Genomic DNA, 18865 nt, shown 5'->3' with positions numbered 1-18865 from the left:
CCACCAAAAGGGGTGAACGGTCGTAACTTTCCCGTGCGGGTCGCGTTCCGTCGCGCTAAGAGTTCATTCGGACGCGTGACGTCACATATGGACGGGTACCCGTGGCGCGGGTCGGCCGCGAGCGCCCGCGCGGAGGAGCGTGGGAGACCGGGTCCCGGAGGGCCGTCCGCGCAGTCCGGGCCGCCCCCTGAAGGCGTCCGTCAGCCGTCTGGCCAGCCGTCCGTCAGCCGTTGGGATAGGCCCAGGGGTTGGGCTTGCACGTGATGCCGTCGTGGTCGAGGAACTTGGTCTGCTGCTGCATGACCGGGGCGAGCTCGCCGTCCTTGCCGCACTTCACATGGCTGTAGCCGAGGCGGTGGCCGACCTCGTGGTTGATCAGCATCTGGCGGTAGGGGTGGATCGCGTCACCGTAGGTCTTCGAACCCTGTGCCCAGCGATAGGCGTTGATCATCACGCGTTCCGTGGAGGCCGAGTCGCACGAGACGTTGTCCTCGGTGGTGTCCAGGCCGGACTTGGCGCACCAGACGGCGGTGGTGCCGGGGCTGGCGAGGGTGATGACGAAGTCGGGCGTGCCCGAGTCGATCCGTTCGAAGGTGCGGGCGCCGTCGTGGGCCCAGCTCCGGTCGTCGTTGAGGGTCTTCTGCACGGCCTGCGCGAAGAGTTCGCCGTCGAGACCGAGCCCCTGTTCCACGTCGACGCGGTAGGTGTACTTCCTGCCCTTGCCCGGCGCCTTGTCGACCCCGGGGACCGTGTCGAACTTCCCCGAGCCCTTGAGCGTGGCGCTCAGGGGGTACTTCTGGGCCATCTTCTGCGCGTACGTCAGCGGCACCACGGGGGGCGACGCGACGTCGTCGGGCACCGCGGAGGGCGCGGAGCCGCCGGCCGGGCCGGTGAGGGACTGCGACCGTACGGCGCTGTCGTCCTGGTGGCCGGTGACCTGGCCGGCCGCGACGACGGCCAGCACGGTGGTGACGGCGGCGGCCGCTATGCCGGCGAAGGCCCGGCCCTTGACCCGGCCCTCCCGCGTGGGCTCACCGGACGGCGGCGCGTCGTCGTCCGCCACGTCACCGGCGGTCCCGGCGCCCGTGCCGACACCGGTGGCGGCACCGCCGCCCGTGGCGGTCCGCAGGGTGCCACCGGCCCGGCCGGCACCGTGGGCGTACGGATCCGTGGCGAGCGCGGAGGCGGTGGCGCGGGGCGCGAAGACGTCGTCCTCGGTGAAGGCGTCGAGGTACTCCTGCCGCGGGCCCTGTGTGGCCGCCCGGCGCTGCCGCGGGATGGAGGGACCCTGCCCACCGCCCCCGGGGCCGTTGCCGGGCCGGTCGGCCGCCGAGCCCCTCGGCGCGCCCCAGCCGCCGCCGGATTCACGCTGCTCGGGATGACCGCCCCGAACCCTCGGCACACCGCGCGCGGGCGTGCCGTCGGGCAGCCGGGGCATGCCGTGGGCGGGCGTGCCGTCCGCCGGACGCGGCATCGGGCGCGCGGGCGTGGCGCCGGTCCCCGTCGCCGCGGGCGGCATCCGGTCGCCGGTGCCCCCGGCGCCCCGTGCGCCGCCGGTGCTCCCGGCTCCCCCGGCATCCGTCCTGCCCGCGCCCTTCGGCGCGGGACCGCGGCGGCTGTGGCGTCCCACGTAGCCCCTCAGCTCCCGGTATTGGTTCGTCGGACGGGCCCGGCATCGCCGTCGGAGACGATCAGGCCTGCGGTCCCGGAGCGTTCCGCATGGGTCAGAAGTTCCTGGAACGCCGTGGCAACCGTACCGGGGTACTCCATCATCGCCACATGCCCGGCGTTCGGCAGGGTCAGCAGACGGGAGTCGCGGAACGCGCGCGACGCCCGCTGGGCCATGCGGAAACCGACGAGCTGGTCGCGGCCTCCGTAGACGAGAAGGGTGGGCGCGAGCACCCGCTCGGCCTGGCGCCACAGCCCGTGCTGACCGCCCAGCGTGTACGCGTTGACCAGCCCGCGCGCGGACCGGCTCATCGCGTCCCAGAAGTACGGCAGCCGCAGCCGCCGTTCCAGTTCCTCCACCGCGTGGTCGAAGGCCTCCGGAGCCACCCGGCCGGGGTCCCCGTAGCAGAGCGCCATGACGCCCCGTACCCGCTGCTCCGCCGTCCACTCCCTGGTGAACCGGGTGAACAGCGCCGCCACGCCGGGGAAGCCCAGCAGTCCGGTGGGCAGTGCGGTGCGCTGCACCCGCAGCTCGGGCAGCGCGGGCGAGACGAGCGTGAGCGTCCGGACGAGGTCGGGCCGCACCGCGGCCACGCGCGTGGAGACCGCGCCGCCGAGCGAGTTGCCGAAGAGGTGCACGGGCCCGCGTCCGGACGCGTCGAGGTAACGGATGACCGCTCGCGCGTGTCCCGTGACGGAGTAGTCGCCGTCGTCCGGTGGCGGGGAGTCGCCGAAGCCGGGCAGGTCGACCGCCTCGCTCTCCACCACCCCGTCGAGCAGGGCCATCAGCGAGGACCAGTTCTGGGAGGAACCGCCGAGGCCGTGGACGAACAGCGCGGGCGCCAGCCCCTCGCGCCCCGGCGGCCTCGACCGCACCGACAGGGTGACCCCGGGCAGCCCTACCGACCTGAGCCGTTCGCCGTCCGCGACCCTGACGGCGAGGGCTTCCGGAAGCAGGTCGGTGGGGGGCACTGACGGCAGCTCGGTCGACGACATGCGGGCAATGTTACGAGACGATCACGCAGGGACCGCTGCGTTCCCCCCTGTGTTCGCCGTCACAGACCGCGCACGGGTCACGGGCATATCGCGCACAGCTCGCGGGTGGACGCACGCGGGTCGCAGGTGGAAGGCGCACAGCTCGCAGAGGGACACACACGGGTCGCAGGTGGAAGGCGCACGGCTCGCAGAGGGACACACACGGGTCGCGGGTGGACGGCGCGCAGGTCGCAGGTTGACGACACGCAGGTCGCGCGCGGATCGCATGGCGTCCGGATCGGGTGTCTCCTAGGCTCGGGGAGAGGGCACCCGCTACAGCCCCTGCTCATTCCGGGGACGTTCGAGGAAGGGAGCCCATCATGGCCGTTGAACCCACCGACCCCGAGGTGTTCGAGGAGCTCGACGCGTTCGGGGCCGGTGAACCGCGGGAGATCGACGTCGAGGCACCGGAGAACGACGCGGCGGAACAGTCCAAGGTCCTCGCCCCGGACCGCGACGACCCTCTGGACGAGGTGGATCCGGCGCGCGCGAACGAGGCCGACCAGATCGAGCAAGCGCGCGTGGTGGCGCTGGACGAGGACGACTACCGCTGACCCCGGCGGCACCCGGCGGACCGAGGAAGCGCACGAGGACGCAGCGAGGAGGCTCCCCGGACGGCACCTTTCGAGACCGCGAGAACCCTCATCGGACAACGCGCTGAGCAGGACCGGACCTCCGGCCCGCCCGGCATGCGCGTGTTCACCCTATTGCACACCGTTTTCATCGGCGTCCGGTCCATGAAATTCTCCGCTCGCACCGCGCACACCAGGGTTACCGAAAAGTACGATGGCCGCGCGGCGCACACCGCAAGTGGACGACTTTGGGAGGCGGCGTGACAGCCATCGAGCAAACTGAGGCGGCACGCCCGCGTGGCACCCGCCTGCCGCGCCGAGCTCGACGGAACCAGCTGCTGGGCGCCGCCCAGGAGGTCTTCGTCGCGCAGGGGTATCACGCGGCGGCGATGGACGACATCGCCGAGCGTGCCGGCGTCAGCAAGCCCGTGCTGTACCAGCACTTCCCGGGCAAGCTCGACCTCTACCTGGCCCTGCTGGACCAGCATTGCGAGTCGCTGATCCAGGCGGTACGGGCCGCGCTGGCGTCGACGACTGACAACAAGCAGCGCGTCCGGGCGACGATGGACGCCTACTTCGCGTACGTCGAGGACGACGGCGGCGCCTTCCGGCTGGTCTTCGAGTCGGACCTGACCAACGAGCCCGCCGTGCGCGAGCGCGTCGACAAGGTCACCACCGAGTGCGCCGAGGCGATCTGCGAGGTCATCGCCGAGGACACCGGGCTCTCGCGCGCCGAGTCGATGCTGCTGGCCTCCGGTCTGGGCGGGCTCGCCCAGGTGGTGGCGCGCTCCTGGCTGCACAGCGACCGCAGCGTCCCGCGCGACCAGGCGGTCCAGCTGCTGGCGTCACTGGCCTGGCGGGGCATCGCCGGCTTCCCGCTGCACGGCAACGAGCACCACTGACGCGCACCCGGTGCGGGTTTGTTCCCGGTCGGTGTTCGCTCCTGGCGTTGCCGACCGGAGCGTGTTCGTCCCCTCACCGGGCTAATGTTTGCTGGGTACGGCGCGGAATGGTCGCGCACTTCACTGACCGTCGGAGGGACATAGCCGTGGAGGTCAAGATCGGCGTGCAGCACGCGCCCCGCGAGATCGTTCTGGAGAGCGGTCAGAGTGCCGAGGACGTCGAGCGGGCGGTGGCCGAGGCACTGGCCGGCAAGTCTCAGCTGCTGAGCCTCGTGGACGAGCACGGCCGCAAGGTCCTCGTCCCGGCGGATCGTCTCGCCTACGTCGAGCTCGGCGAGCCGGCCCCGCGCAAGGTGGGCTTCGGCGCGCTTTAGCACGCGCCCGCGCCGCACTCGGCGCTCGTGGACACGATGAGGGGGCCCGGCGACGTCATGTCGCCGGGCCCCCTCATCGTGTCCACGGACATCCGGCACGGTCCCGGCCCCGGCTCCGGCGCGCTCTCCGGCCCTCGTTCCCGGCGTGCTCTCCGGCCCGCGGCACCGGCACAAAGGGAGCACAACCACCTCACAGGTGAGGATTGCATTCCGCAGGTCACGGGTATGACGGGCTACGACCTTGGTGCACAGTCCGGCCGCCCGGAGGGACTCGACATGATCTTGGAAGCTCTCGCTTCCGCCATGCTCGGCGTGGCGCTCGCGTGGGCGGCGGACCGCCGCTTCTCCCACCGCCTGCCGAACCGGGCCTTCGTCTTCGCGACGGGCCTCGCCGGAGCACTCTTCGGTGACTTCATCACCCACAGCGCGGTGGGACCCGACAGCCTCCTGCCGAGCCTGCTCGGCGCGGCGGTGGTCTCCGCCGCCTCGCTCTCGCTGCTGCTGCGCCCCGCGGGAAGACTCCGGCGGCGATCGGCACCGGCGTGACCGCCGAACACGCCGACGGCCGCCGGGAGCCCCACGGGAACGAGAACCACGTAAAGGACGTGGGCCAGGACCGGAACCAGGACCAGGACCGGAACCAGGACCAAGACCAAGACCAAGACCAAGACCAGCGTCAGGACCAGGGCTGAGCGGTCCTGACGCCTCGGCCGGGATCCGTCCTAGGCGGCCAGGCCCAGCGCGGCCATCCGCTTGGTGTGCGCCTCGGTGATCCGGGAGAACATCCTGCCGACCTCGGCGAGGTCGAAGCCGTCCGCGACCCCGCCGACCAGCATCGTCGACAGCGCGTCCCGCTCGGCGACCACACGCTGGGACTGGGACAGGGCCTCACCCATCAGCCGGCGCGCCCACAGCGCGAGCCGTCCGCCGACCCGCGGGTCGGCGTCGATGGCCGCGCGCACCTTCTCCACGGCGAACCCCGCGTGCCCGGTGTCGTCGAGGACGGCGAGGACCAGTTCACGCGTGTCCGCGTCGAGGCGGGCCGCGACCTCACGATAGAAATCGCTGGCGATCGAGTCGCCGACATACGCCTTGACCAGCCCCTCCAGCCAGTCCGAGGGTGCCGTCTGCCGGTGGAACCCGTCGAGCGCGGCGACGAAGGGCTCCATCGCCTGGGTCGGCTCGGCGCCGATCTCGGTGAGCCGGTTGCGCAGTCGCTCGAAGTGGTGGAACTCGGCCGACGCCATCTTCGCCAGCTCCGCCTTGTCCGCGAGCGTCGGCGCCAGCTTGGCGTCCTCCGCGAGCCGCTCGAACGCCGCCAGTTCGCCGTAGGCCAGCGCGCCGAGCAGATCCACGACCGCTGCCCGGTACTGCGGCTCGGCGGAGGCCCGCGCCCAGTCCTGGGCCGCGATCCCGGTGCGCTCGGCGGATCCGGCGGCCTGCGCGGACCCGGTGGTTTCGGTGGACTCGGCGGCGGTTTCGGGGGCGTTCTCGGGCTTGTCAGAGCTCGTCATGAAGCGCACAATAGCCCGCCCGCCGCGTGACGGAAGTCCCTGGTCATTCAGTAGGACCACGCCGACGCGAATCGGTGTGACGGTGACTACGTGACCGAATCGGCCATCACGTGTGCGCGATTCCGGGGTATGGTGGTAATGCGCCTGCTGGTACTGAGCCGTACCTCGACAGGCCGCACGTATGAGGATGCCCGGTCGGTGGCCCGATCGGCTCCGACCCGACAGCCCTCCCTGACCGTACGGCACTGTGCGTACGACGATCGGAGGGAACCCTCAGCGGTTCGAGCGCTAGAGCGTCGGCAGTGGTCCCGCGCCCTTCGGCCCGCCCGTAAGGCGGCCGACGTCCCCGGCACGGTCCCGACACGACCCCCGCGCTCGCCTCGCACCGCCCACACAGAAGAGGCAGCACCCTGACTACGTTCCGAGAGCTCGGTATCCTTCCCGAGACCGCCGAGGCCCTTGAGGCCGTCGGCATCATCAACCCCTTCCCCATCCAGGAGATGACGCTCCCCGTCGCCCTCACCGGCACCGACGTCATCGGCCAGGCCAAGACCGGCACCGGCAAGACGCTGGGCTTCGGCCTCCCGCTCCTCGAGCGCGTCACCGTTCCCGCCGACGTGGAGGCCGGGCGCGCCAAGCCCGAGGACCTCACCGAGGCGCCGCAGGCGCTCGTCGTCGTCCCCACCCGCGAGCTGTGCACGCAGGTCACGAACGACCTGCTGACCGCGGGCAAGGTACGCAACGTGCGCGTCCTCGCCATCTACGGCGGCCGGGCCTACGAGCCCCAGGTCGAGGCCCTCAAGAAGGGCGTCGACGTCGTCGTCGGCACCCCGGGCCGGCTGCTGGACCTCGCGGGCCAGAAGAAGCTCGACCTCAGGCACGTGAAGTCGCTCGTCCTCGACGAGGCCGACGAGATGCTCGACCTGGGCTTCCTGCCCGACGTCGAGAAGATCATCAACATGCTGCCGCCGAGGCGTCAGACGATGCTGTTCTCGGCGACCATGCCGGGCGCGGTCATCGGCCTGGCCCGTCGCTACATGTCGCAGCCCACGCACATCCGCGCCACCGCGCCGGACGACCAGGGCGCGACCGTCGCGAACATCGCGCAGCACGTCTTCCGCGCGCACTCGATGGACAAGCCGGAGATGGTCTCCCGCATCCTCCAGGCCGAGGGCCGCGGACTGGCGATGATCTTCTGCCGCACCAAGCGCACGGCCGCCGACATCGCCGAGCAGCTCCAGCGCCGCGGCTTCGCCTCCGGCGCGGTCCACGGCGACCTGGGTCAGGGCGCCCGCGAGCAGGCGCTGCGCGCCTTCCGCAACGGCAAGGTCGACGTCCTGGTCTGCACCGACGTCGCCGCGCGCGGCATCGACGTCGAGGGCGTCACCCACGTCATCAACTACCAGTCGCCCGAGGAGGAGAAGACGTACCTGCACCGCATCGGCCGTACCGGCCGTGCGGGCGCCAAGGGCATCGCGATCACCCTCGTCGACTGGGACGACATCCCGCGCTGGCAGCTGATCAACAAGGCGCTGGAGCTGGACTTCAACAACCCGCCGGAGACGTACTCCACGTCCCCGCACCTCTTCGAGGCGCTGAACATCCCCGCGGGCACCAAGGGTGTCCTGCCGCGGACCGAGCGCACCCGCGCCGGGCTCGACGCGGAGGTCCTGGAGGACCTCGGCGAGCCGGGCGGCCGCGCGGCGCGCGGTCGTGGCGGCCGCGGTGACCGTCCCGACCGGGGCGGCGACCGCAGCGAGTCCCGTCCGGCCGACGACGAGCGTTCGGCCCGTACGCCGCGCCGCCGTCGCCGCACCCGTGGCGGTACGCCGCTGGACGCGACGCAGCCGGTGACGTCCGAGGCAAGCACCGCACCCGCGGTCGAGCGGACGTCCGCGACGGAGGAGGGCACCGCCTCGCGCACCCCGCGCCGTCGTCGCCGCACCCGCGGCGGTCCGGGCCCGGAGGCGACGCCGGCCACGGCGACGACCACCGAGTCCCCGGTCGCGCAGACCGCCGCCGCGGTCGTGGAGGACACGGTCCTCGACACCCCGCAGGCCGCGGAGCGACCGCGCCGTCGCCGCACCCGCAGGTCCGCGGAGGCGACCGTGGCGGTGGAGACGCCGGTGACCCCGGTCGAGACCGCGCAGGTCGCCGAGTCGGCGCCGGCCGAGCCCGTCGAGGCGCCGGTCAGCACGCCGCGTCGCCGTACGCGCAAGGCGACGGCTGCCGTGGAGACGGCCGCCGACACCGCGCAGACGGCTGTCGACACCGCGGAGGCGACCGAGGCCAAGCCCCGCCGCACCCGCAAGGCCACCACCACCGCGACCACCCCGGAAGCGACGGCCGTGGACACCGCGGAGGCCGCCGAGGCGCCGGTCACCACGCCGCGCCGCCGCACCCGCAAGGCCGCCGAGCCCGAGACGACGGCCCCGGCCGACATCCCGGCGCAGACCGCGCAGGAGCCGGAGCCCAAGCCGCGCCGCACCCGCAAGACCGCGGCGGCCAAGGCCACGGAAGCAGCGGCCGAAGCGGCCGTGGACACCGCGGAGGCGACCGAGGCCAAGCCCCGCCGCACCCGCAAGGCCACCACCGCGACCACCCCGGAAGCGACGGACACGGCCGACACCACGGAAGCCAAGCCGCGCCGCACCCGCAAGACCGCGGCGGCCAAGGCCACGGAAGCAGCGGCCGAGACGGCCGTGGACACCGCGGAGGCGACCGAGGCCAAGCCCCGCCGCACCCGCAAGACCGCGGCGGCCAAGGCCACGGCGGCGGCAGCCGAGATCCCGGCGCAGACCGCGCAGGAGCCGGAGCCCAAGGCGCGCCGCACCCGCAAGACCGCGGCAGCCGCGCCCGCCGCCCCGGCGGAGGGCGCCGAGCCCGAGGCCAAGCCGAGGGCGCGTCGCACCCGTAAGGTCGCGGCCTCGGCCGATGCCACGGAGAGCTGAGCAGAACTGAGCTGAACCCGGATGCCCGGTCCACTCGTGTGGGCCGGGCATCCGGCGTTCCCGCCCCCGTGCCTTGCCGATAGCCTCACCTCGTGACCGACCCCACCGCCTTCGACACGCCCCCCGGCGCTCGCGCCTACCCGCTGCGCACGGCCCGCGGCGAGTTCGCCGTCGTCGACATGCCCGCGGCCACCGGAGCCGAGGCGCGGGGCATCGCCCTGATGCTGCCCGGATTCACCGGGAGCAAGGAGGACTTCAACCTGGTGCACGGCTCGCTCTCGCGGCGCGGGTACCGGACCGTCGCCGTGGACGGGCGCGGGCAGCACGAGTCCGACGGGCCGGCCGAGGACGAGTCGGCCTACGACCAGGGCGAGTTGGCGCGGGACGTGCTGGCGCAGGCCGAGACGCTCGGCTCTCGCGTCCATCTCGTCGGGCACTCTCTCGGCGGCCAGATCGCGCGCTCCGCCGCCCTGTTGGACCACTCCCCCTTCCGTACGCTCACCCTCGTCGCCTCGGGTCCCGCCCGGATCTCCGCCTCCCAGGAGGCGCGTGTGAAGCTGCTGCGCGAGGCGCTGGCCGTGATGACGATGCCCGAGGTCTGGGAGGCGATCCAGGCCATGGGTCCGCCCGAGGAGGTCGGCGGTCCGGCTCGCGGCCCGGGCACCCAGGAGCAGTTGCGGCGCCGCTGGCTGAACACCAAGCCCGCCCAACTCCTCGCAACGGGACGCCAGTTGTGCAGCGAACCGGACCGGATCGGTGAACTCGCCGCCCTGCCGCTGCCGTTCCACGTCCTGTCGGGCGCCCGCGACGACACCTGGCCGCTGGCCCTCCTGGACGAGATGGCGCAACAGCTCGGCGCGCACCGGACGGTGGTGCCCGGCGCCGAGCACTCGCCGAACGTGGACCAGCCGCTGCCGACCGCCGACGCCCTCGCCGACTTCTGGGACAGGCACCCGCACTAAGGTCCCGCCCGACCGACCCCCGCCGGTACCGCGTCCGGTACTGCGTCTAGTGCCGCATCCGGTACTGCGTCTAGTACCGCGTCTAGTACTGCGTCTGCAAGTGCTCCCAGAAGCCGTCCCGCAGGGCGCGCCGCAGGTCCGACTGGCCGCGCAGCGAGTACGCGAGGAGCTGCTCGGCCTCGACCAGCAGGTCCTGGTCCACCGAGCCGGGGAGGTAGGGATGGCCGGGCAGCAGTTCCACCAGGGTGTCCCGGCCTCGCGCCGCCAGCCACTTCGCCGCGATCTGGGCGCCCACGAATCGGACGTCCTCGCGTGAGGGCCGGGCGGCCGCCGACGACGCCTCGTAGGTCGCGGTCGTGCGCCGGGACACGTACGGCTTGAAGAAGTCGAGGTCGAGCGTGCGCTGGCTGTCGACCTCCCACAGGAGGGGCTCGGCCTGGTTGCGGCCCTCGGGGGCCTCGATGCCCCACAGGTGCACCCGGGCGCCGTACCCCTGCGCCGCCTCGACGGCCGACACCAGGTCCTCGTCCCCGCCGAGCAGCGCAGCGTCGCTGATGGCGCGGTGCCGGGCGAGCGACTCCAGATCGGTGCGGATCAGGGAGTCGACCCCCTTCTGCTGGTTGTTGGCGTTGAGGTTGCCCAGGCGCACCTTCACGTCCGGCAGCTCCGCGATGGACTGCTGCTCCGCGGTGTGGATGCGGCGCCGGGCGCCGTCGTACCAGTAGACCCGCAGCAGCCTGCTGTCCGCGAAGATCGTGCGGGCGCGGTCGATGAGCGCCTCGATCAGGCCCTCGGCGTCGAGGTCGAAGGACCGGCGATCCTCGGTCCCGGCCACCAGCCGGCCGGCCGCCGCGTACAGGTATCCGGCGTCGACGAAGATCGCGTGGGTCGAGGGCGTCTTCGCCACCTCGGCGAGCATGCGCTGGAGCAGTTCGTTCGTACGGTCGATGCGGGCGGTCAGGTCCGCGAAGTCGTCGTTCATCGCCTCCATTGTCCTGGCGGTCACGCTGCGAACACAACCGGTCCCATTCAGTCTCCACAAACGTCTTTACCGGTCGGTAGTTAGACGTTCGAAAAATTTCTTTAGCGTAGGGAATGTTTGTAACACGCAGCGCGTTGACTCCCTACGGAACAGGGGCACAGACGCCCCCTGTTCATGCCACCAAGTAGTTCTCCTCAGGAGGATGACCAGACGAAGGGGGAAGCCCATGCGCTTCGAAATCCTGCGACTCGACGACATCGACGGCACGCCCGTGGACTGCACCGTCGTGGACGCCGCCTCCGTCAACGGGATCGTTCAGCAGGCCGCCGCCATCGGACAGCGCCTGTGGATCCGTCCGGCCGACACCACGGCCTCATAACGCGGATCACCATCCACAGATTTCAGAGCCCCGTGGGGCGCCGGAACGACCGGCACCCCACGGGGCTCTGTGCATGGCGCCGCGTCCGCGGCCCGGGCAGCCTCAGCTCGCCCGGATCACCTGGGTGACGCCGTTGATGATCTGCTGCACGGCGATCGCGGACAGCATCATGCCCGCGAGCCGGGTCACCAGGACCACACCGCCGTCCTTGATCACCCGGATGATCAGCAGCGAGTACCGCATCACCAGCCACAGCACGACATGGATGGCGAGGATCGCCGACCACACCGAGACCTGCGAGGCCACGCTGTCGGCCTTCTGCACGGCGAGGATGACGGACACGATCGCGCCCGGGCCCGCCAGCAGCGGCATGCCCAGCGGCACGAGCGCCACGTTGACGTCCTTGGTCTGCTTCGGCTCGTCGGTCTTGCCGGTGAGCAGATCGAGCGCGATGAGCAGCAGCAGCAGACCGCCGGCGATCATCAGCGCCGGTACGGACACATGGAGGTAGTCCAGGATCTGGTGGCCGAGCAGCCCGAAGACGGCGATCACCCCGCCGGCCACGCACACGGCCTGGAAGGCCATGCGCTTCTGCACCTTGCCGGGGCGGCCGGCGGTCAGGGCGAGGAAGATCGGGGTGATCCCGGGGGGATCCATGATGACAAAAAGGGTCAGAAAGAGTGAGCCGAAGACGGCGACGTCGAACATGTGTGAAGAAGCCTTGCGGAAGTGAGCAGACGGGTGGGACAGGGCGCGAGGACGATCCTCAGGCTCCGCCGGCCCCCGGCACGGGGAACGCCCCGGTCGCCCGCCGGGTGATCTCCCCGTACACGTCGGGGTGGGTGGTGTACGCGCCGAGCGCGACCGTCTTGCGGCTGCCGTGGTAGTCCGAGGACCCCGTGACCAGCAGGCCGAGGTCGGCGGCCAGGCCGCGCAGCCGCACCCGCGTGTCCTCGTCGTGGTCCATGTGGTCGACCTCGATGCCGTCCAGGCCGGCGGAGGCCAGCTCGGCGATCGTGGACTCCGGCACCGTGCGGCCGCGCTTGGCGGCGGCCGGGTGCGCGAACACCGTGACTCCCCCGGCGGCCTTGACCAGCCGGATCGCCTCGAACGGGTCGGTCTCGTGCTTCTCCACGAAGGCACGGCCGCCGTCGGCCAGCCAGTCCTGGGTGAACGCGTCGCCCACGCTCGGTACGACGCCCAGCTCCACCAGCGCGGTCGCGACATGGGGCCGTCCGACGGAACCGTCACCGGCGATCCGCGCGACCTGCTCCCAGGTGACGGGCACGCCCAGCTCGTTCAGCTTGGCGATCATGCCCTGGGCGCGCGGCACGCGGTCGTCGCGCACCAGCTCGCGCTCGGCGAGCAGGGCGGGCTCCTCGGGGTCGAAGAGGTAGGCCAGCATGTGCATGCTGACGCCGTCGACGCGGCAGGACAGCTCGGCGCCGGTGACCAGCGTGAGCCCCCGCGGCAGCGCGGCGGTCGCCTCGGCGTACCCGCGGGTGCTGTCGTGGTCGGTCAGCGCGACGACGTCCAGTCCGGCCGCGGCGGCGTTGCGCACCAGTTCGGCCGGGGTGTCCGTACCGTCGGAGGCGGTGGAGTGGCAGTGCAGGTCGATGCGCACGACGCGAACTCCAGACGGTGACGGGGCGGGCGGGACGGAAGCGGACGCTCCAGCATAGCGGGAGGACGACCCCCTCCTGTCACACCCGAAGCCCTGCTACGCCCCCTACAGGAACCGCACCCCGAGCCCTGGCTGCCGCATGGCCCTATGGCTCCAGCAGCCGTGGCGACAGGGCGCCGCAGGGCACCAGGTCCAGTTCGGCCCCGGCGTCACGCAGATCGGTCAGCACGAGTTCGTCGTACATCAGCAGCCCCGACTGCTCCGGCCACACCACCGCCCAGAGCCACAGCCCGAGCGCCTCGCCCGCGAACACGACACGGTCCACGGGTGCGCCGGTGACATGCCAGAGCGGGGTCGGGCGGCCGGCGGCCAGCACCTTGGCCTGAGGCGGCTTCTCGACGTTCAGGTACGGCCCCGGGTCCGGGCCGTCGATGCCCGCGTAGCGGGCGCCGAGGCCGACCCCGAGCTCCTCCGCGACCAGGATCAGCTCCCCCATGCCGCCGAGCGGGCCGGGTCCGGAGCAGGCCACGGCGGTGGCACGGCCGCCACTGCGGTCGTCACCGGCGTACGCCACTCCCGTGAAGAGCCAGCCGACCGGCAGCGGCCACGGCATCCACACCGGCACCTGGGTGCGGTGCACCACGACACTGAGGGCCTCGACGCTGGGCGGGATCACGGGCTGAAGCGGATGCACCGCGCCATGGACATCGCACTGCCAGGAATCGGCGAAGAGTCCGGGAGCCCTGACCCGGCCACCACACTTCGGGCAACTGGGTTCGCCCCTCATAGGGCCCCACGGTCCTACCCCGGCACGCCCACGTCAAGGACGATCACCCGTCCGGAGGGAACCCGCGCCGGTCCGTCACCGGCCGACCCGCACCCAAAACTACGTGCATCTTGCATTAGTTAGCCACGCTAATCTAATATATGTATACGCCAACCATCTCCCTCCCCCGATCGGAGAACCCAATGGACCCCTTCGACGCCGGAGCCGGCGGCCTCCTGCGACAGCCCAAGGCGGTCTGGGCGACAGCCGGGGCCTCGGTCGTCGCGTTCATGGGTATCGGCCTCGTCGACCCGATCCTGCCGTCCATCGCCCAGGGCCTGAACGCCACGGCCAGCCAGGTCTCCCTGCTCTTCACCTCGTACTTCCTGATCACCGCCTTCGCGATGCTGGTGACCGGCTTCGTCTCCAGCCGCATCGGCGGCCGCAAGACCCTGCTGCTCGGCCTCGCCCTCGTCGTGGTCTTCGCGGGCCTCGCGGGCACCTCGGGCTCGGTCGCCGAACTCGTCGGCTTCCGGGCCGGCTGGGGTCTGGGCAACGCGCTCTTCGTCTCCACGGCCCTCGCCGTGATCGTCGGCGCGGCGGCCGGCGGCAGCGCCGCGGCGATCCTGCTGTACGAGTCCGCCCTGGGCCTCGGCATGGCGTGCGGCCCGCTGCTGGGCGCCCTGCTCGGCAACGCCAGCTGGCGCTACCCGTTCTTCGGCACCGCGTTCCTGATGGCGGTCGGCTTCCTGTGCATCACCGTGTTCCTCAAGGAGCAGCCGAAGCCGGCCCGGAGGACCTCGCTGCTCGACCCGATCAAGGCACTCGGGCACGGCGGTCTCGCCTCGGCCGCGGTCTCGGCGTTCTTCTACAACTACACGTTCTTCACCGTGCTGGCCTTCACCCCGTTCGTGCTGGACATGACCCCCTACAGGTCGGGAGCCGTGTTCTTCGCCTGGGGCGTGCTGCTGGCCGTCTTCTCGGTGCTGGTGGCCCCGCGGATGCAGGCGCGGTTCGGCTCGCTGAAGGTGCTCGGCGGCTCGCTCGTCCTGCTCGGCGCCGACGTGCTCGTCCTCGGCTACGGCGACCACACCACGGCCGTCGTCTGCACCGTCCTGTCCGGTGCCTTCATCGGGGTGAACAACACCGTCTACACCGAGCTGGCGCTCGGCGTCTCGGACGCGCCGCGCCCCGTGGCGAGCGCGGGCTACAACTTCGTCCGCTGGTTCGCGGCCGCCGCCGCGCCCTTCTTCGCACCGAAGATCGAGGAGTGGAGCAACGTCCACATCCCGTTCGTGGTCGCGGCGGTCACGGCCGTCGTCGGCGCGGTGGTGGTCTTCGTACGACGCGACGCGCTGACGCACGAGGCGAAGGAGCTGGAGCCGCGGCACGCGACGGAGGACGGCGTCACCGTCTTCGCCGGCTGAGCCCGGCGAAGGCGCCGGACCCGGCGAACGCACGGGACCCGGCCGAACCGCCCGCCGTGCCGGTCATGCCGCGCGCGTCGCGCCAACTGACAATTTCCGGACGCGTGTTGGTGACCTTGCTCACTCCAGCGGGACGGACCTGCGGGACGGATCCCGCAGGTCCGTCCCGTTCGTCAGCCAGCGCTCCTGGAGCGCCTGGGCGCCGTGCACGCGCTTCCAGGCGGCCTCGTTCGGAGTCATGGGGAGCAGTGGCAGGAACCGTACGGGGTCGAGCGGCTCGTCCAGTTCCAGATCCTCGACCAGCCCGCCCGGCTCGGCGACCAGGACCGAGGTGAACGGGGCGCCCGGCCACAGCGGCTCCCCCACGTCGAGCGAGGCGCCCGGGGTCACGATCAGCCCCTCGACCTGCGGGGAAGCACCGAGCACGGCGAGGGAGCGCAGCACCTTGTCGGTGTCGGCGACCCCGGCGCGGACGGACAGGACCAGCTCGGCGCGGGGCCCCTTGACCGGGTCGGCGACCATCGCGGTGGGGTCCGCCATGGGCTGCGCGGACATGCCCAGCGTGGCGTACCGGACGAGGGCACCCTCCCTGGAATCGTCCCGGAACCGCAGCACCTCGATGCGGTCCGTACCGAGGAAGGTGACCGCGGCGCGCGCGTCCGGCTCGCCCAGCGCGGTACGCAACCGGGCCTCCACCAGTGGAAGAACATCAGCCATGCGGTGAGCATAGAACTCGTCAGCACAGGGCAAAGCAGCGACTTGACACTTCAGTCGGCTGATACTCTTGCCCGGTGGTTCGGGGCAGCGCGCTGAAGCGTCGCGATCAAGTCCCGACGCCGATGGGACTCCCTTACGAGGGACCGGCCGGAGGAGGTGGGGCTGCAATGGACCGAAGTCGACCTGGCAGTACCACCCGCTCTTCCGGCCGCTGATGTAGCTGCTCTGGCTCTGGCTGGCTGCCACCTCTCGCATCCGTATCACTACGGAAGAGCACTTTCGTTTCGTCTTGCCTGATCTGTCTGATCTGAATCAGCAGCGAAGCTCGCCACCGCGACGGTGCGGTGCTCCCCGCTTTGTGGACGTGCCAAACATCCTTCCCCTGCTCCAGGGCAGGGAGACGCCTCCAGGACGTCCCCATTCCGGGCAGTTCCACCCGTGCCCCGGCGGCCTTTCGTTGCTCGTTGCGAAGGAGCCTGCCCATGTCGATGATCCGCGAACTGCGCGCCGCGGTCCGCCCGTCCCGCGTCTCGCTGCGCAAGGACGGTGTGCACAAGGACAGCCCGCGACTGGACGGCGGTGCCTACGACACCACCCGCGACCCCTCGACGCCGTCCGCCGTGGTCGACTGCGCCGTCTACCGCGACGGGGCCCGCGTCGCCACCGCGAAGCCGCTGACCCCGCACGAGGCGATGCGCCTGGTGCGTCGCGACGGCGGCTTCGTGTGGATCGGTCTGCACGAGCCGACCGAATCCGAATTCGCCGGTATCGCCGGCGAGTTCGGGCTGCACCCGCTGGCCGTGGAGGACGCCGTGCAGGCGCACCAGCGGCCGAAGCTGGAGCGCTACGACGACTCGCTGTTCACCGTGTTCAAGACCATCCACTACGTCGAGCACGACCGGCTCACCGCCAACAGCGAGGTCGTCCAGACCGGCGAGGTCATGTGCTTCACCGGCCGGGACTTCTTCATCACCGTCCGGCACGGCGGCCAGGGCTCGCTGCGCGCGCTGCGTCACCGGCTGCAGGACGACCCGGAGTTGCTCGCGAAGGGCCCCTCGGCCGTGCTGCACGCCATCGCCGACCACGTGGTCGACGGCTACATCGCGGTCGCCGACGCCGTGCAGGACGACATCGACGAGGTGGAGACCGAGGTGTTCTCGCCGGGCCGCAAGGGCAGCCCGCGAGGCACGGACGCCGGCCGGATCTACCAACTCAAGCGCGAGGTGCTGGAGTTCAAGCGCGCGGTGTCGCCGCTGCTGCGGCCCATGCTGCTGCTGAGCGAGCGGCCGATGCGACTGGTCGACCCGGACATCCAGAAGTACTTCCGGGACGTCGCCGACCACCTCGCCCGGGTCCAGGAGCAGGTCGTCGGCTTCGACGAACTGCTCAACTCGATCCTCCAGGCCAACCTGGCGCAGGCCTCGGTCGCGCAGAACGAGGACATGCGGAAGATCACCTCCTGGGCCGCGATCATCGCCGTACCGACGATGGTGTGCGGGGTGTACGGGATGAACTTCGACTACATGCCGGAGCTGCACACGAAGTACGGCTACCCCGTGGTCATGTCGGCGATGGTCGCCCTCTGCGTGGGCATCCACCGCACGCTCAAGCGCAACGGCTGGCTGTGACGGGCCCTGGATAGGCTGGGCCCATGACAAGCGAGTCGCTCGACCAGGCCTTCCTCGACCTGGCCCTCGTCGAGGAGGCCACCAAGAAGTCCGGCCTCATCTGGGTCAGGGGCGCCGGTGCCCCGGCGGCACGTGCGCTGTGGCACGCGTGGCACGAGGGCGCGGCACATCTCGTCGGTGACGGCCCCGGGGAACAGCCGCTGCCGGGGCTGACGGACGGGTCCGAGGCCGAGGTCACCGTCCGCAGCAAGGACAAGGGCGGCCGGCTCGTCTCCTGGACGGCCAGGGTCGTGCAGCTCGCGCCGGGTTCCGAGGACTGGGCGGCGGCGGTCGCCGAGCTCAAGGGCAAGCGTCTGAACGCGCCCGACGGCGAGGCCATGCCGGACCGCTGGTCCCGCGAGTGCCGGGTGCTGCGGCTGGAACCGACGGGGGCCACGGCGCCGCTTCCCGAGGGTTCGCTGGCCCAGGCGCCGGTGCCGTCTCCGGCGACCACCCGGCAGCCCGTTCCGGCGGGGCTGCCACGGCTGCTGCTGAAGAAGCGCGGACGCCGCCACCCCTGACACCCAGGGCAGCCGCCACCACGCGGGCGACCGCCACCGCGCGGGCAGTCGCTACGACGTGGGCAGCTGCTGCCCGTAGTCCACCGTGTCGTCCTTCGCGGGTTCCTTCACCGCGAAGTCCTTGCCCCAGTCGGAGAAGGTGAGCGTTCCCGCGCCGCCTGCGCGTTCCAGGCGCAGCGGGTACGGCTTGCCCTCCAGGGAGACGTCCAGCGTGCCGCCGGACCCCTTGTCGCCGGTGATGCGGATCGTGCGCACGCCCGACTGCTCGTGGTGGCCGTCCGTGCCGAGCGTGCCGTGCAGGGTCAGCAGGCCGTCGAGGAGGACGTCCTTGTCGGTGAAGCCGCTGAACCGCTGGTAGGCGGGGTCGTCCTTGGGCACCTTCACGTACTTGCCGTCGAGCTTGTCGGCGGCCGCCGTGTCCGTGCCGCCGCCGGCCTTGCCGTCCTCATGGCTCCAGAACTCCGCGTTCGCCTTGAGGTAGAGCTGCTCGTCGATCCGCAGCAGATGGAAGGTCGCCCCCTTCGAGGTGACCGAACCGGTCCCGCCGTCGGGCTTCAGGCGCATGTCGAGCGTGTAGGTGCTCCCGCCGGCGACCACGGTCCCCGACAGCCGCACCGCGTCCACGGACTCCGCCGCCGTCCTGGTTCTGCTCTCGATCTGTCCGGCGGACAGCTTGCCCACCCCGTTCGTGCCCGCGTCCGGGTCCGAACTGCACCCGGTCAGTCCCGTGCCGGTCACGGCCAGGGCACACAGCGCACTCACCAGCGCGGCCCGACGGCCACGGCCCTGGGGAATCGCAGTCAC

Annotated in this window: 19 protein-coding genes; 10 read left to right on the top strand and 9 right to left on the bottom strand. The window is 71.6% G+C overall.

Annotated elements, in window-relative coordinates:
• Positions 1-223: 223 nt before the first annotated feature.
• Both ACZ7OY_RS26195 and ACZ7OY_RS26190 read right to left on the bottom strand, forming a co-directional pair.
• Positions 224-1630: a DUF3152 domain-containing protein gene (locus ACZ7OY_RS26195; RefSeq protein WP_471913620.1), complete on the bottom strand. Its 1407-nt coding sequence runs from the start codon at positions 1628-1630 to the stop codon at positions 224-226.
• An 8-nt stretch (positions 1631-1638) separates the two neighbouring features.
• Complete coding sequence (locus ACZ7OY_RS26190; RefSeq protein WP_471913619.1) at positions 1639-2664, bottom strand: alpha/beta fold hydrolase; 1026 nt, start codon at positions 2662-2664, stop codon at positions 1639-1641.
• Between the two features lie 359 nt (positions 2665-3023).
• On the opposite strand from ACZ7OY_RS26190, the gene ACZ7OY_RS26185 reads away from it, so the two are divergent.
• From ACZ7OY_RS26185 to ACZ7OY_RS26170, 4 genes are all read left to right on the top strand, one after another.
• Positions 3024-3257, top strand: coding sequence for a hypothetical protein (locus ACZ7OY_RS26185; protein WP_471913618.1), 234 nt, complete (start codon positions 3024-3026; stop codon positions 3255-3257).
• 278 nt (positions 3258-3535) lie between these two features.
• Positions 3536-4177 (top strand): TetR/AcrR family transcriptional regulator, encoded by a 642-nt coding sequence (locus tag ACZ7OY_RS26180; RefSeq protein WP_351620748.1) that lies wholly within the window; start codon positions 3536-3538, stop codon positions 4175-4177.
• Between the two features lie 146 nt (positions 4178-4323).
• Positions 4324-4551, top strand: a complete 228-nt coding sequence (locus ACZ7OY_RS26175) for a DUF3107 domain-containing protein (protein WP_123762915.1) — start codon at positions 4324-4326, stop codon at positions 4549-4551.
• A 276-nt stretch (positions 4552-4827) separates the two neighbouring features.
• Positions 4828-5097 carry a hypothetical protein gene (locus ACZ7OY_RS26170; RefSeq protein ID WP_351606809.1) on the top strand — a complete coding sequence of 90 codons (270 nt, stop codon included), beginning with the start codon at positions 4828-4830 and terminating at the stop codon, positions 5095-5097.
• A gap of 176 nt (positions 5098-5273) precedes the next feature.
• Here the strand turns inward: ACZ7OY_RS26170 and ACZ7OY_RS26165 are convergent, their stop codons facing one another.
• Positions 5274-6065, bottom strand: a complete 792-nt coding sequence (locus ACZ7OY_RS26165; protein WP_351606813.1) for a ferritin-like fold-containing protein — start codon at positions 6063-6065, stop codon at positions 5274-5276.
• Positions 6066-6565: 500 nt separating this feature from the next.
• On the opposite strand from ACZ7OY_RS26165, the gene ACZ7OY_RS26160 reads away from it, so the two are divergent.
• Complete coding sequence (locus ACZ7OY_RS26160) at positions 6566-9016, top strand: DEAD/DEAH box helicase (RefSeq protein WP_471913617.1); 2451 nt, start codon at positions 6566-6568, stop codon at positions 9014-9016.
• Positions 9017-9108: 92 nt separating this feature from the next.
• Positions 9109-9978: an alpha/beta fold hydrolase gene (locus tag ACZ7OY_RS26155; RefSeq protein ID WP_471913616.1), complete on the top strand. Its 870-nt coding sequence runs from the start codon at positions 9109-9111 to the stop codon at positions 9976-9978.
• A gap of 82 nt (positions 9979-10060) precedes the next feature.
• Here the strand turns inward: ACZ7OY_RS26155 and ACZ7OY_RS26150 are convergent, their stop codons facing one another.
• Positions 10061-10960, bottom strand: a complete 900-nt coding sequence (locus tag ACZ7OY_RS26150) for an NYN domain-containing protein (protein WP_471913750.1) — start codon at positions 10958-10960, stop codon at positions 10061-10063.
• Positions 10961-11186: 226 nt separating this feature from the next.
• Here ACZ7OY_RS26150 and ACZ7OY_RS26145 point away from each other — a divergent pair, with 226 nt between their 5' ends.
• Positions 11187-11339: a hypothetical protein gene (locus ACZ7OY_RS26145; RefSeq protein ID WP_152895186.1), complete on the top strand. Its 153-nt coding sequence runs from the start codon at positions 11187-11189 to the stop codon at positions 11337-11339.
• Positions 11340-11441: 102 nt separating this feature from the next.
• Here the strand turns inward: ACZ7OY_RS26145 and ACZ7OY_RS26140 are convergent, their stop codons facing one another.
• The 3 genes from ACZ7OY_RS26140 to ACZ7OY_RS26130 form a co-directional block, all read right to left on the bottom strand.
• Positions 11442-12047 (bottom strand): MarC family protein, encoded by a 606-nt coding sequence (locus tag ACZ7OY_RS26140; protein ID WP_471913615.1) that lies wholly within the window; start codon positions 12045-12047, stop codon positions 11442-11444.
• Between the two features lie 58 nt (positions 12048-12105).
• Positions 12106-12963, bottom strand: coding sequence for a PHP domain-containing protein (locus ACZ7OY_RS26135; protein ID WP_471913614.1), 858 nt, complete (start codon positions 12961-12963; stop codon positions 12106-12108).
• 145 nt (positions 12964-13108) lie between these two features.
• Complete coding sequence (locus ACZ7OY_RS26130) at positions 13109-13750, bottom strand: DUF6758 family protein (protein WP_351606831.1); 642 nt, start codon at positions 13748-13750, stop codon at positions 13109-13111.
• Positions 13751-13932: 182 nt separating this feature from the next.
• On the opposite strand from ACZ7OY_RS26130, the gene ACZ7OY_RS26125 reads away from it, so the two are divergent.
• Entirely contained in the window at positions 13933-15156 is a 1224-nt protein-coding gene (locus ACZ7OY_RS26125) for an MFS transporter (RefSeq protein WP_471913613.1), read from the top strand.
• A gap of 120 nt (positions 15157-15276) precedes the next feature.
• Here the strand turns inward: ACZ7OY_RS26125 and ACZ7OY_RS26120 are convergent, their stop codons facing one another.
• Positions 15277-15873, bottom strand: a complete 597-nt coding sequence (locus tag ACZ7OY_RS26120; RefSeq protein ID WP_471913612.1) for a suppressor of fused domain protein — start codon at positions 15871-15873, stop codon at positions 15277-15279.
• A 482-nt stretch (positions 15874-16355) separates the two neighbouring features.
• Between ACZ7OY_RS26120 and ACZ7OY_RS26115 the strand changes: the two genes are divergently transcribed.
• Positions 16356-17501 carry a magnesium and cobalt transport protein CorA gene (locus tag ACZ7OY_RS26115; RefSeq protein ID WP_471913611.1) on the top strand — a complete coding sequence of 382 codons (1146 nt, stop codon included), beginning with the start codon at positions 16356-16358 and terminating at the stop codon, positions 17499-17501.
• Between the two features lie 23 nt (positions 17502-17524).
• Positions 17525-18061, top strand: coding sequence for a hypothetical protein (locus tag ACZ7OY_RS26110; RefSeq protein ID WP_471913610.1), 537 nt, complete (start codon positions 17525-17527; stop codon positions 18059-18061).
• 51 nt (positions 18062-18112) lie between these two features.
• Here ACZ7OY_RS26110 and ACZ7OY_RS26105 read toward each other — a convergent pair whose 3' ends face one another.
• Positions 18113-18865, bottom strand: coding sequence for a hypothetical protein (locus ACZ7OY_RS26105; RefSeq protein ID WP_471913609.1), 753 nt, complete (start codon positions 18863-18865; stop codon positions 18113-18115).

The sequence above is a fragment of the Streptomyces sp. NPDC107559 genome, assembly GCF_055657365.1.
Note: the sequence above shows the minus strand (reverse complement) of the source record. Positions and strands in the feature narration are given on the sequence as shown.